The sequence below is a fragment of the Arthrobacter sp. B2a2-09 genome (assembly GCF_027587375.1).
Classification (GTDB): domain Bacteria; phylum Actinomycetota; class Actinomycetes; order Actinomycetales; family Micrococcaceae; genus Arthrobacter.
This window is the reverse complement of record NZ_JAMXIC010000004.1, coordinates 202,796-215,619: the sequence shown is the minus strand read 5'-3', so window position 1 is coordinate 215,619 and position 12,824 is coordinate 202,796. Positions and strand designations below refer to the sequence as shown.

General features: G+C 65.3%; 10 protein-coding genes. 7 read left to right on the top strand and 3 right to left on the bottom strand.

Annotated features, from left to right (window positions below; translation table 11 throughout):
* The first annotated feature begins 9 nt into the window (after positions 1-9).
* Together cobA and NFJ07_RS06555 are read left to right on the top strand one after the other, a co-directional pair.
* The gene (cobA, locus tag NFJ07_RS06560) at positions 10-1,044 is read left to right on the top strand and encodes a uroporphyrinogen-III C-methyltransferase (protein WP_269993306.1); all 1,035 of its coding nucleotides are present in this window, start codon (positions 10-12) and stop codon (positions 1,042-1,044) included.
* Positions 1,045-1,054: 10 nt separating this feature from the next.
* Positions 1,055-2,215, top strand: coding sequence for a uroporphyrinogen-III synthase (locus NFJ07_RS06555; RefSeq protein ID WP_269993305.1), 1,161 nt, complete (start codon positions 1,055-1,057; stop codon positions 2,213-2,215).
* Here the strand turns inward: NFJ07_RS06555 and NFJ07_RS06550 are convergent.
* Positions 2,212-3,669, bottom strand: a complete 1,458-nt coding sequence (locus NFJ07_RS06550; protein WP_269993304.1) for a sugar porter family MFS transporter — start codon at positions 3,667-3,669, stop codon at positions 2,212-2,214. The two genes, NFJ07_RS06555 and NFJ07_RS06550, sit on opposite strands and share 4 nt — an antisense overlap.
* A gap of 133 nt (positions 3,670-3,802) precedes the next feature.
* Here NFJ07_RS06550 and NFJ07_RS06545 point away from each other — a divergent pair, with 133 nt between their 5' ends.
* The 5 genes from NFJ07_RS06545 to NFJ07_RS06525 all read left to right on the top strand — a co-directional run bounded on the left by NFJ07_RS06545 (position 3,803) and on the right by NFJ07_RS06525 (position 8,060).
* Positions 3,803-4,813, top strand: coding sequence for a LacI family DNA-binding transcriptional regulator (locus NFJ07_RS06545; protein WP_269993303.1), 1,011 nt, complete (start codon positions 3,803-3,805; stop codon positions 4,811-4,813).
* Positions 4,814-4,887: 74 nt separating this feature from the next.
* Positions 4,888-5,835 carry an acetoacetate decarboxylase family protein gene (locus NFJ07_RS06540; protein WP_269993302.1) on the top strand — a complete coding sequence of 316 codons (948 nt, stop codon included), beginning with the start codon at positions 4,888-4,890 and terminating at the stop codon, positions 5,833-5,835.
* Positions 5,836-6,011: 176 nt separating this feature from the next.
* The gene (locus NFJ07_RS06535; RefSeq protein ID WP_269993301.1) at positions 6,012-6,920 is read left to right on the top strand and encodes an FAD-dependent oxidoreductase; all 909 of its coding nucleotides are present in this window, start codon (positions 6,012-6,014) and stop codon (positions 6,918-6,920) included.
* A 157-nt stretch (positions 6,921-7,077) separates the two neighbouring features.
* Entirely contained in the window at positions 7,078-7,782 is a 705-nt protein-coding gene (gene deoC, locus NFJ07_RS06530; RefSeq protein WP_269993300.1) for a deoxyribose-phosphate aldolase, read from the top strand.
* 53 nt (positions 7,783-7,835) lie between these two features.
* The gene (locus NFJ07_RS06525; RefSeq protein ID WP_269993299.1) at positions 7,836-8,060 is read left to right on the top strand and encodes a hypothetical protein; all 225 of its coding nucleotides are present in this window, start codon (positions 7,836-7,838) and stop codon (positions 8,058-8,060) included.
* A 172-nt stretch (positions 8,061-8,232) separates the two neighbouring features.
* Here NFJ07_RS06525 and NFJ07_RS06520 read toward each other — a convergent pair whose 3' ends face one another.
* Both NFJ07_RS06520 and mfd read right to left on the bottom strand, forming a co-directional pair.
* Positions 8,233-9,039 carry a metal-dependent hydrolase gene (locus NFJ07_RS06520; RefSeq protein ID WP_269993298.1) on the bottom strand — a complete coding sequence of 269 codons (807 nt, stop codon included), beginning with the start codon at positions 9,037-9,039 and terminating at the stop codon, positions 8,233-8,235.
* A gap of 3 nt (positions 9,040-9,042) precedes the next feature.
* Positions 9,043-12,771 (bottom strand): transcription-repair coupling factor, encoded by a 3,729-nt coding sequence (mfd, locus tag NFJ07_RS06515; protein ID WP_269993297.1) that lies wholly within the window; start codon positions 12,769-12,771, stop codon positions 9,043-9,045.
* Positions 12,772-12,824 lie beyond the last annotated feature (53 nt).

Sequence of the window (12,824 nt, the reverse complement as noted above, 5' to 3'; positions counted from 1 at the left end):
AAAAAAGCCATGCAGCTCACCATCGACCTCACAGGCCGCGACGTTTTGGTCACCGGTTCGGCCCACTCCGCACGGCAGGCCGTCCGGCGCTACGAAGCCGCGGGCGCCGTCGTGCACCGGCTCAGCGTTCCGGAAGGCGGACCGGACGACGGCCCGCTGCCCGAGCGCCCCTTCCTCGTCGCGGCCGTCGACGACGGCCAGTCCGGCTGGGAGCCGTTGCTTGAGCGCTGTCGCACAGCCGGGATCCCGGTCGCCACCGAACCGGCAGCTGGCGAGCCGGGCCACGTCACCCTGGTCGGCGGCGGCCCCGGCGTCCTCGACCTACTGACAATTGGCGCGGTCAACGCGCTGCGGGACGCCGACGTCGTGTTCTACGACCGGCTCGCCCCTTACGCGGAGCTGGCGCAACTGACGTCCGCGGAACTGGTGGACGTCGGCAAGCGACCAGGGCACCACAAAGTCGCCCAATGCGACATCGAAAAACTCATGGTCGACGCCGCCCTGACGGGCAAGAACGTGGTTCGCCTCAAAGGCGGTGACCCCTATGTGTTCGGCCGCGGCGGCGAGGAAGTCAGCGCCTGCGTCCAGGCGGGTGTCCCCGTCCGGGTCATTTCCGGCGTCACGAGCGCCATCTCGGTCCCGGCTGCTGCGGGCATTCCCGTCACGCACCGCGAGGTCAGCCACATGTTCACTGTGGTCTCCGGCCACGCACCGCTGACCGAGAAAGAGCACACGCATCTGGCCGGGCTCGGCGGGACCATCGTGGTCCTCATGGGCATCGGCACCCTCCCGCAGCTCGCCGCCGGGCTCCGCCGGGCCGGAATGGACCCCGCAATGCCTATGGCCGTCGTCGAACGCGGCTACCGCCCCGGACAACGCACCACCATCGCCGAACTCGGCACCATCGAAAGCGCAGCCGCCGGCTGCACCAACCCGGCCGTCCTGGTCATCGGCGAGGTGGTCCGGGTGGCTGAAGCCAACCGAAATCATGCCGAAGCCTCCGCAGACCTAAACCGACTCGCAGCTTCCCTCCTTGAAGCCTGAAAGAACACACATGACTACGTTGAATGCCCTTGATTCCATCGATGCAGGCTCGCCGTTGGCCACCCCCGGACCAAACGACGATGCCCCGCTGGACGGTTTCCGCATCGGAGTGACTTCTCACAGGCGTTCGCGTGACTTGATCGAGGCGCTAGAACGGCGGGGTGCTTCGGTGCTGCATGCCCCGGCTTTGAAGATCGCGCCGGTCCAGGAAGACATCACGCTCATCGAGGACACGAAAACGATCATCGCGGCCAAGCCCGATATCTGCATCGCCACCACCGCCTACGGCATGCGGCGCTGGTGCGAGGCTGCGGACTCTTTCGGCATCGGCGAGCAACTTCTCGACGTCCTGGCCGCCTGCCGCATGTTCGTGCGGGGACCGAAAGCCCGGGGTGCGGTCCGTGCTGCAGGGCTTGCCGACGTCGGGATCAGCAGTGACGAAACCACCGCCACACTGGTGGACATGCTCCTTCAGGAAGGCGTCCGGGGGAAGACCGTAGCCGTGCAATTGCACGGCTACACCGATGTCCGCCAGCTTGAGCGCCTCCGGATGTCCGGCGCGACGGTCCTCACCGTCACTCCGTACCGCTGGGTAAAGCCCGACGGCGAAGACAAGCTGCCGCGCCTGATCGAAGCCGCGTGCAGTGGAGACTTGGATGTACTCACCTTTACGAGCGCACCGGCGGTAGACGCCATGTGGAGCACGGCCCACGAAATGGGCATGTACCGCCAGCTGATCGAGGCCCTCAAGACCCAGGTGACCGTTGCCGCCGTCGGGCCTGTCACCGCACAGCCGCTGATCGACGCCGGACTCGCCCCCCTCATCCCGGACCGCTACCGCATGGGCGCGCTCATCCGCCTCGTCACCGAACATCTGGCCCTGAACCATGTCCGCCGGCTCGACACTCCCTCAGGGAACATCGAGCTGCGCGGCCGCTGTTTGAAGATCAATGGTTCCGTGGTGGAACTGGCCCCGGCTCCGCTGCTCCTGCTGCGGGCGCTTTTGGGAGCCGGGGGTGCTGTGCTGTCCCGCGAGGCGCTTTCCGATCTTCTGGAATTGCGTGGCTCGGTGCATGCCTTGGACATGACGGTGAGCCGATTGCGGTCCTCGCTGCCCGACGGAAAGCTCGTGGAAACCGTGGTGAAGAGAGGTTACCGGCTCCGCGTCTAACCCTGGTTCTTGTGGACGAGGTAGATGGCACCGGTGGTGACGTCTTCCTCGAGTGCTTCCAGGGTGCGGCCACGGGTTTCGGGGACCTGCTTGACGACGAAGATCAGGGCCAGCGCCCCGACGACGGCGAAAAGGAAGAAGGTGCCGGTGATCCCGACCCCCGCGACCAGCGACGGGAAGAACAGCGAGAGGAAACCGTTCACGACCCAGAGGAAGAAGATCGAGACGCCGGTACCGAAGCCGCGCATGTGCAGCGGGAAGACCTCGGACAGGTAGACCCACACCGCGACGTTCAGGAACGTCTGCATGGACCCGACGAAGGCAACCACCAGGAAGAGGATCACGTACGGGCGGATCGGGTTGCCCACGGGCAACATCATTGAGGCGAACCCGATGAGCAGGTGGCAGCTGGTGGTCAGCGTGAGCCCGAGGATGAAGGTCTTGCGACGGTCGATCCGGTCCATCAGCGACAAAGCGATGACGCCGCCGATCACGGCGATCACGCCGGGCGCGATGTTCGCAATGAGCGCGCCGCTCTCGTTGAAGCCCGACTCGACGAGCACCGTCTGGCCGTAGTACATGATCGAGTTGATGCCGGTCAGCTGTTGGGCGACGCCCAGGCCAATTCCCACAAGCAGAATGCGGAACAGGTTCTTGTTGCTGAAGACCGCACGCCAGCCGATCTGCTGGCTCTCCTGCTCCTCCTTGGCGACGTTCTCGACCTCGCCGAGCTCCGCAAGTGCACGGTCCTCGGAGCGGACGGACCGCAGTACCGCGAGGGCCTCATGGTGCCGGCCCTTCTCCACGAGCCAGCGCGGCGACTCGGGCACGCGGAGCATCCCGAAGAACAGCGCGATCGCCGGCAACGCGCAGACCGCAAGCATGATGCGCCACACGCCGGGGATGTCGCCCCACACGATGCCGATGATGGCGTTGACGACGAAGGCCGCCAGCTGACCGACGACGATCATGAGCTCGTTGCGGCCCGCCAGGGAGCCGCGGATCTCATACGGGGCCATCTCCGCCAGGAACACCGGGACCACCGCGGAGGCGCCACCCACGGCGAGGCCGAGCAGGACGCGACCGACGACGAGCACTCCGAAACTCGGGGTGAACACGCACACCAAGGTGCCGGCGAAGAACAGCACGGCCAGCAGGATGATTGTCTTGCGGCGCCCCCACCCGTCGGAGATGCGGCCGCCCGAGAGCGCGCCGATCGCCGCGGCGAAGACGAGCGAGCTGGCAACGATTCCCTCGGTGAACGGGGTGAGGCCGAGTTCGGCCGTCATTGGCCTGAGCGCCCCGTTGATGACACCAGTGTCATAGCCGAACAACAGGCCACCGAAGGTGGCGATCAGGGCGACCAGGCCAAGGCGCTTACGATGCGGGCCGCTGGTCAGGGGAGGAAGCGCGACTGCGCTGCCGACTCCCCTGTGGCTTTGCGTAGCAGACATCAGGACTCCTTTGTCTTGTGATGCGGGTCATACACCCGCTCTGAATAACAGACTAACGCGCGAAAGACTTAAATGTAAGGTCAATCTAACAAATGACTTAATTGAGACTTCTTCGCCGTGGGAAGATGAGGGCATGGGCTTTGACCGACAGTACCGTCCCGCAACCCAGAGCGATGTTGCGCGTGAAGTCGGCGTCTCCCGCACACTCGTGTCGTTCGCCTTCCGCGATGCCCCTGGTGTCAGCGGCGAGACGAAACGGGCCATCTTCGACGCGGCAAAACGTCTCGGTTACCGACCAAATGCGGCCGCTGCCGATCTGGCACGCAAGCATCGCTCCGCCGTCGGGCTCTATTTGATGGACATCCACAACGAGGTCTACGCCGACATCCTCAGTGGCGTACAGATGGCACTCCCCCAGGCCCGCAACCGACTCATCCTGAGCGTCTCCCAGCCGATCGACGGCGTGGACCCGGGAGCCGTGGATTCGCTGATCGAGGCGCGGGTGGGGATCATCATCGCAGCAACGCTGCTGGACCCGGACGAACGAGTGCGGGAACTGGCGCAAATAGTCCCGATCGTCAGCGTCGCGCGTCCGGTGGCCGGCGTCGACAGCGTGTATTCGGACGACGACGCCGGCGCGCGCGCCGCCACCGAACACCTCCTCAGCCTTGGACACACCCGGATCGCCCATCTTGCCGGACCCGACTATGACGGCCACACGGTCCGCCGAAGAAGCTATGAGAAGACAATGCGCGGTGCGGGCCTCGTTCCCTGGACCGTGCCGGCCGATGACTTCACGCAAGATGCCGGCCAGCGTGCCGCAGCTGAACTGCTTGACGCCGCGGACCGCCCGACAGCCATCTTCACCCACAATGACCAGTTCGCGATGGCGGCACGCGAAGCCGCCTACGCCAGGGGCCTGGCCATTCCCGGGGACCTGTCGCTGGTGGGCTATGACAACTCACGGACCGGCCGGCTCCACGGCATCGACCTGACGTCGGTGGACCTCCACGCGATGGAACTGGGAAGCGTCGCCGGAGCCGTGGCCATGGACCGGCTCAACCATCCCGATGCTCCCATCGCGGACGAGCGCCTCACACCTGAGTTGGTAGTCCGCAACTCAACGGCGGCGCCCAGGCGCTAATTCCACATCATGGACAGGTTCCCGGCCCGGTGGGAACATGGCCGTACATTCACTCTTGGTCCGGAGGAACGGCCATGAAAAACTTCGCACAGCTGCACGCGGCGATGCACAGATCCCTCCACAGGGTACTCCCCTCCCTGGTGCCCCGCCGCCAGATCGAACTCACCGGCCAGTACGCCGAAGTGGACGGCATCAAGTACGCCATGCCGCTCAATTCGAACGACTTCCCCATGCTGATGGCGGCCTTTCCCATCAACAAACGCGCCGCTGCCGGACTGCTTCCCGGCAAGGAAATGCGCCCCTTCAGCCTTGGCGGCAAAGGGCTGCTGATGGTCACTGTGGTCAATTGCACGTCGACGGACATCGGCAAATACATCGAATATTCCCTGGCCATCGCGGTCACCCACGGCAGCCGGCCCGTTCCGCCGCTCCTGCCGCTCATTTTCCAGAAATCGTTCGGGCTTGGCCAATTCGTGGTGGACCTACCGGTCAGCACCGAAATCTCAGTCAAGGGCGGCAAGGGAATCTGGGGCATGCCCAAGCACCAGGCCAACCTCGACTTCGTCATCACGGACACTACGGTCTCGGCCCAGTACGACCAGGACGGAATGCTGGGCTGCTACATCGAAATCGAACAGCCCGCTCCGGTCGGGCTCCCGGTGAGGCTCGCGGTCTCCAACTATTGCGCCTTCCGCGGGATGCTATGGAAGTCCAACAGCTATGTCGAGGGCACCGCGAACGTCGCTTACGGCAGGCAGGCCAAGGCGCGGCTCGTCCTGGGCGACGCTCCCGGCGTCGCCCCGTTGAAAACCCTCGGCGTGGCACCCAAGCCAGTGTTTACCGCGTGGCTTCCCGAAGCGCATTGCGTCCTGGACGACCACTTCGAGGCATGGTTCCTCACGGCTTCCACGGAAGCAGGTGCGGCCGCCCTCCGCGGCGGAGGCACAATGGACAGCGTAGTTGGGCTCGGTCAGGGCCAGGAGTGGTTGGCGCCTCCGGACCGCTCCCGCACAGCGCCATAGCCGCGCCGGGTTTATGCCCAGACGGCCGCGTGTGACCCAGCTCATTACCGGCTGGTAACCATCAGGGAACAGGCCACCGCCAAATGGCAACAACAGGGAAACACTACTGAAAAACCCCGCGCCTACGCTGGGCACAGGCACATCCACCACAACTCAGTTCAGCGAAGGGACCCACCATGTCCATCACCCCATCCGCAGGCTCCGTCCACCTCGTCATCGCAGGAGCCGGGCCCGCAGCCCAGGCCCTGGTCCGCCGGCTGACTGGGAGTAGCTCTTCGCGACAGCCGGGAACGGCATCGTTCCTCGGCACCATCACAGTGCTGAGCAACCGCGACGAGGGCCCCGATGCGCTCCTGGAGCTCGCCGCCCTCCCCCAGGTCTCCGTGCGTTTCGGCCAGGCCGCGAGCTTCATCGATGTCCAGGCCCGCACGGTCACCACTACCGAGGGCCTCGAGTTCCCCTACGATCAGCTGGTGATTGCCACCGGCTCCTCCCCCATGTTCCCGCCGGTCCAAGGCGCCGCGCGCAGCCTGAACTACTCCACCATCGACGACGCCGAACAGATCGGCACCGCGGTCAAGGACATCACCCGGGTCCTGGGCCGTCGCCCGCTGGGGATTTTGGTTGGTACCGGTCCGGCAGCCGGCCAGGCCGAGGCGGTGCTGCGTGCCCGCGGAGTCCGGCCCATCCGTACCACCTTGCGTCCAGCTGCCGTCATGCCTTCCGTCGCTGGTTCGGCCCTGCCGGCTACCGGGATCGTCTTCGAAGACGGGAGCAGCATGAACGGCGATCTTGTGGTGCTCGCCGAGGAACGGCTCCCCCGCAACGGGCTCGCTGGGAGTGCGGGCCTGCAAACAGCGCCCGACGGCGGCATCAGGGTGGGGCGCGACTTCGCCACTTCGGTGCCGGGCATCTGGGCGATCGGCGACGCCGCATCCCGGGACGGCATGCGCCTTGGGCTCGTCTTGTCCTCGAATGCCGCAGCGGCACACTGCGCCACCCGGCTTGAGGAAGACGCCAGGTTCCGCACTTCCAGCCCCACACAGTCCCCGCGTTCCGCACGCTCCGCCGTCGCCGCGGCCTGAGGCGGCTCGGGCGGCCTGGGCCGGCCTGTGGCGGGCCAATACCCAGCCCGCCCGGCCGTCCGAGGGAGCCTCCACGGCAGCCGGGCAGTGTGGCAAGATGGTCATTTGACGAGCCGCGACCCTTGCGGCACACCGGGCCCGCCACGGAAGGACCTCCATGAGCAACGAAGCCTCCACAGCACTGGACAATAGTGCAAGCATCGCTTCATACATCGACCACACTCTCCTCAAACCAGAGGCCAGCGAAGCCGAGGTGCGCCAGGTCTGTGCGGAGGCGGCCGAGTACAAGTTCAAGTCGGTGTGCGTCAATCCGATTTGGGTCAAGACCGTCACGAAAGCACTCAAGGGTTCCGGAGTGCTCACTTGCTCGGTTGTCGGTTTTCCGCTGGGCGCCACTCCCAGCGACGTCAAGGCCTTCGAAGCACGTGGTGCCGTTTTGGATGGTGCGGATGAAATCGACATGGTGATCAACATCGCCGCGGCCCGCGCCGGGGACAAAGGCGCGTTGGTGGATGACATCACGGCCGTAGCGGAGGCGGTCCACGCCGGCGGAGCCATCCTCAAGGTCATCATCGAAACCTCCCTGCTGAATGACGAGCAGAAGATCCTGGCTTGCGAGGCATCGGTGGAGGCGGGGGCGGACTTCGTCAAGACCTCAACTGGTTTCAACGGTGGCGGCGCCACGGTGGAAGACGTCGCGCTCATGCGCAAGACAGTTGGCCCGGACCTCGGCGTCAAGGCGTCCGGTGGAGTACGTTCCCTGGCCGATGCACAGGCTATGATTGCTGCTGGTGCAACACGTATCGGTGCGAGCTCCGGAATTGCCATCGTCAAAGGTGAACAAGGTTCATCCGCGTACTGAGTTTCCCGGCAGCCGCCATAGTTTTTGAGCCCCCCGGGGCCGAGGAGGAAAGCATGTCCCAGAACACCAGCCAGCCCATCGAAAAAGAGAACCCCCTGGGCCAGAGCATTCTGCTCTTTGTGATCAGCATGGCCCTGTTCCTCGGCGCCATCTATTCCCTGACTTTCCTGACGCTGGAGAACACTTGGCCGATGGCCATCTGCCTGGTCCTCTTTGGCCTCGCGTTCTGGATCCCGCAGACCATCCTCGGCCGCTCCAACTCGGCTGGCGAAAGCTAGGACTTAACCGCAAAAGCTGTGGCCCCGGACTTGGTCCGGGGCCACCGTAGTTTAAGCGCGACTCCACCACTTCTGACCCCTTTGAACGCGGACGACGGCGACTCGCCCCAAAAAGGCGTGTCGCTGTCGTTGTCGCGCAAAGATGGTCAGAAGCGGTGATCGAAACGGTCGGTCAACCACCTAGGCCCAACAAGAGTGCAAGGAGTGCCGGCCACTGGTTCCGGAGCAATGCCCACGCCGCCAGGCCAAGTCCAACCATGGCGTAGCCGCTCACGGGAATCAAGACCAGCCATTCCCGCCGGGAACCGGCCTTGCCAAGCAAAGGGATGGAGAATGCGCCGTTGGCCCGCCAGATCCCGCTGACGAGGGGCAGCTTGCGCCAGAACTTCGGCGGCTTGATGACGATGGGCCACAGCAGCGGCACTCCCCCGGTGGTGATCATGTCGCCCACAATGTGGATTACGACGCCGGTGAGCATGGATAGCGGTAGCCAGCTCCACTGATGCGGGGCGAACCACGTGACCAGCCCGGCCATGGCTAGCGCGAAGACCCAGTTGGCGATCCACCCCGAGTTCGGGAACAGCTTGAGGGCTTTGGCGGCCAGGTTGATCATAAACATGCACAACAGCCCGGCGCCAACGGACAAACGGCCCACGGGAGTATCCAGCTGGAACTGGGCAGCCATGGCGGCGAGCACCACGAAAGCCGAGGCGCCCAACAGCGAATGGGTTCCCTGGCGGTGCCCTCCGCTGGCCTTCTCGATCCCGACGGCGATCACGTTGGACAGTGGCGGCAGCGAATGGGCGATGGTGCTTGAGCGGTGGTCCCAATCGCACACCAAAGCAGTCCCCGCCGTCGTCATCGCTCCGATGAGGATTCCAGTGGCGTCCAGTGGGTACCAGCCCAAGGCGTACGGGCCGGTTGAAGCAATAGCTATCCACGCCGCGGCCCCGGACGCGGCGTGGTGTCCTCCCATCATCGCTTAGCCTGCGGTCTGCGAAGCGCTGGACGTCGGCGAAGCCGAGAAGAAGATAGCTTCGATCACGGTGTTGGCCCACTCCAGGATCTCGGCGTCCTGCAGGTCGCGGCCGCCGATCCTCGCCGTCTTGGGCTTGGGGATCAGCACGGCGTCGAGGGCCGGCTTGGTCTGCGAGCCAGGGTACATGCGGTTGAGCCGCATGACCTTGGATTCGGGCAGCTGGGCGGGCGAGAAACGGATGAAGTTGCCTTGGAGCGCGACGTCGGACAGTCCCGCTTCGCGGGCACCCACCCGGAAGCGCGCGACGGCGATCAGGTTCTTCGCGGGTAACGGCGGCTCACCGTAACGGTCCACGAGTTCTGCCAGTACCTCGTCGATGGCCTCGTTCGTGATGGCCGCAGCCAGTTTCCTGTAGGCCTCCAGCCGCAGGCGTTCTCCCGGCACATAGTCGTGCGGCAGGTGGGCGTTGACTGGCAGCTCGATCTTCATGTCGGCGGCCTTCTCTTCGGCCTCGCCGCGGTATTCGGCGACGGCTTCGCCCACCAGCCGGATGTACAGATCGAAGCCGACTCCTTGGATGTGCCCGGACTGTTCCCCGCCCAAGAGGTTGCCGGCACCGCGGATTTCGAGGTCCTTCATGGCCAACTGCATGCCCGCGCCAAGCTCGTTATGGGCCGCGACGGCTTTGAGCCGTTCGAGCGCCACTTCACCCAGGGGCTTCTCGGAGGGGTAGAGGAAGTAGGCGTAGGCGCGTTCGCGGCCACGGCCCACGCGGCCACGCAACTGGTGGAGCTGGGAGAGGCCGTACTTATCCGCGCCGTCCACAATCAGGGTGTTGGCATTGGAAATATCCAGGCCGGTCTCAATGATGGTGGTGCAGACCAGGACATCAAAGCGCTTCTCCCAGAAGTCCACGATGATCTTTTCCAGGCGGCTCTCGGACATCTGCCCATGCGCCACTTCAACGCGGGCTTCTGGGACGAGTTCCCGGATCTGGGCGGCGATGCGCTCAATCGAGGACACACGGTTGTGGACGAAGAACACCTGGCCTTCGCGCATGAGTTCACGCCGGATCGCCGCGGAGGTCTGCTTGTTGGTGAACGGCCCAACATACGTCAGCACCGGGTGCCGCTCCTCCGGCGGTGTGGCAAGCGTGGACGTTTCGCGAATACCGGTGAGGGACATTTCCAAGGTACGCGGGATGGGGGTGGCGCTCATGGCTAGGACATCCACGTTGGTGCGCATCTTCTTGAGGGCTTCCTTGTGCTCCACACCGAAGCGCTGCTCCTCATCGACGATCACCAAGCCGAGGTCCTTGAACTCGAAGTCCTTGGACAGCAGGCGGTGCGTTCCAATGACCACATCCACGGTGCCGTTCTTGACTCCCTCCATGGTCTCCTTGGCTTCCTTCGTACCTTGGAACCGGGACAGCGGCTTGACGCGCAAAGGGAATCCGGAGAAGCGCTCGGTGAACGTTTCATAATGCTGCTGGGCGAGCAGTGTGGTGGGAACCAGCACCGCAACCTGTTTGCCGTCCTGCACGGCCTTGAACGCGGCGCGGACGGCGATCTCGGTCTTCCCGTAGCCGACGTCGCCGGAGACCAGACGGTCCATGGGAATCTCGCGCTCCATGTCGGCCTTGACCTCATTGATGGTGGTGAGCTGGTCCGGCGTCTCCACATACGGGAAGGCTTCCTCAAGCTCCCGCTGCCACGGCGTGTCCGGAGCGAAGGCGTGCCCGCGCGAGGCCATTCGGGCCGAGTACAGCCTGATGAGCTCGCCCGCGATTTCCTTGACGGCCTTGCGGGCCTTGGACTTGGTGCTCGCCCAGTCCGCCCCGCCCATCTTGCTCAACGACGGCGTGTCGCCCCCGACGTAGCGGGTCACCTGGTCCAGCTGGTCCGTGGGCACGAAAAGCCGGTCGCCGGGGGCGCCGCGCTTGGACGCCGCGTACTCGAGGACGAGGTACTCGCGAAGACCGGCATCTCCCCCGGAGGGCCCAGCAGAGGAGCCGGCCACCTTGCGCTGGATCAGCTCCACGAACTTCCCGATCCCGTGCTGTTCGTGGACCACGAAGTCACCGGCGTGCAGCTGGAGGGGGTCCACGGCGTTGCGTCGTTTGGAGGGCATGCGCCGCATGTCCTTCGTGGACCCGGCCGACGTGCGGCCCAGGAGGTCCGCCTCCGTGAGCAGCCCCAGCTTGAGGCCGTCCAAGACAAAACCGCGCCCGACGGCGGCAGTGGTCACCTCGATGATGCCGGCCTGGGGTTCGTGGGCCAGGGAGTCGACACGGGAACACGGGATGTCAGCATCATGGAACAATTCAGCGAGACGCTGGGCAGGCCCGGGCCCGTCCGTGGCCACCACAATGCGCCATTGGTCCCGCACGTGGGAACCGATGAATTCGAGCATCTCCGCGACGTCGCCCTGGTAGCCGCGCGGTTCGCGGGCATGCAGGTTCAGGACGTCGATGTCGAGGACCAGTTCTTCGTCCGTCGCCAAGGACGTGATGGACCACCAGGACACGCCGTGGGCCAGCGCTGCGCTCCGGGTGTCCGCCAAGGATTGGAAACTGGCCGCATGCAAAGCTGAAGCGGCTTGGGAGCCCAATACTGAGTCGAGATCGAGGGGCGCGGCCCCGCCGTCGGACGCCGTGGACCAGGCCGCTTCGAGGAACTCCTCGTTGGTGGCCGCGAGGTCGTGCGCGCGGGTGCGGACCTTCTCCGGTTCGATGACCACCCCGATCGAACCTGCCGGCAATTGGTCCACGAAAGGCACCATCGCGTCTACCAGGACCGGAGCCAGGGACTCCATGCCCTCGACGGCGATGCCGCCCGCGATCTTTTCCAACATGTCCGCGGCGGCCGGCATCTCGGCCTTGAGCTTGGCGGCCCGGGACATCACCGACGGCGTGATGAGTATTTCCCGGCAGGGCGGGGCGTGCAATTCGGTGGGGTGGTGCACGGCCGGACCGGAGAGCGAACGCTGGTCTGCCACAGCAAACCAGCGCATCTGGTCCACCTCGTCGCCGAAGAATTCCACCCTGATCGGGTGGTCCTCGGTGGGTGGGAACACGTCCAAAATACCGCCCCTGACGGCGAATTCGCCACGGTGGGTAACCATGTCCACGCGCGAGTAGGCAGCGTCGGCAAGGCGGCGTACCACGTCGCTGAAGGGCATTTCCTGCCCCACCCTCAACGTCACCGGGACCAGTTCCCCAAGGCCCGCCACGACCGGCTGGACCACAGCGCGAACCGGCGCCACGACCACCCGCAGGGCACCCGCCGTCGAGCCCTCCGGGTGGGCCAAGCGGCGAAGGACTGAGAGCCGGCGGCCCACCGTGTCCGAGCGCGGCGAGAGCCTTTCGTGCGGCAGGGTTTCCCAGCTGGGGAAGGCCGCCACCGAGTCCGCCGGAAGATAGGCCGCCAAAGCCTCTGTTAGATCTTCGGCTTCGCGGCCCGTGGCCGTCACGGCCAAAACCACCGCGCTGTCTTCAAGAGCTTGGGAGGCGAGGCCGTCGGCCATTTCCGCCAACAACGCAGCCCTCAAGCCTGTGGGGGCGCTGATCTGGTAGTCGCTGCTGCGTTCGCTGAAGGCCCGTGAAGCCTCTGGCCTGACCCGCGCGAAGGTCCGGTCCTCACCCAGGGACCGCCGCAATCCATCAAGGGATGAGACGGTGCCGGCGGGGCTGGTTCCGGAGTTAACCGCTGACGGTTGGCCTTTGGGGCTCATGGCTGGCACTCCTCGGGAGAGGGAGGTCGGATAGGGGAAGGCAGCACGAAAAC

What these genes read in the sequence shown, in the direction of transcription:
- cobA (WP_269993306.1), top strand. Translation starts at nt 10, where the DNA reads ATGCAGCTCACCATCGACCTCACAGGCCGCGACGTTTTGGTCACCGGT.
- NFJ07_RS06555 (WP_269993305.1), top strand. Translation starts at nt 1,055, where the DNA reads ATGACTACGTTGAATGCCCTTGATTCCATCGATGCAGGCTCGCCGTTG.
- NFJ07_RS06550 (WP_269993304.1), bottom strand. Translation starts at nt 3,669, where the DNA reads ATGTCTGCTACGCAAAGCCACAGGGGAGTCGGCAGCGCAGTCGCGCTT.
- NFJ07_RS06545 (WP_269993303.1), top strand. Translation starts at nt 3,803, where the DNA reads ATGGGCTTTGACCGACAGTACCGTCCCGCAACCCAGAGCGATGTTGCG.
- NFJ07_RS06540 (WP_269993302.1), top strand. Translation starts at nt 4,888, where the DNA reads ATGAAAAACTTCGCACAGCTGCACGCGGCGATGCACAGATCCCTCCAC.
- NFJ07_RS06535 (WP_269993301.1), top strand. Translation starts at nt 6,012, where the DNA reads ATGTCCATCACCCCATCCGCAGGCTCCGTCCACCTCGTCATCGCAGGA.
- deoC (WP_269993300.1), top strand. Translation starts at nt 7,078, where the DNA reads ATGAGCAACGAAGCCTCCACAGCACTGGACAATAGTGCAAGCATCGCT.
- NFJ07_RS06525 (WP_269993299.1), top strand. Translation starts at nt 7,836, where the DNA reads ATGTCCCAGAACACCAGCCAGCCCATCGAAAAAGAGAACCCCCTGGGC.
- NFJ07_RS06520 (WP_269993298.1), bottom strand. Translation starts at nt 9,039, where the DNA reads ATGATGGGAGGACACCACGCCGCGTCCGGGGCCGCGGCGTGGATAGCT.
- mfd (WP_269993297.1), bottom strand. Translation starts at nt 12,771, where the DNA reads ATGAGCCCCAAAGGCCAACCGTCAGCGGTTAACTCCGGAACCAGCCCC.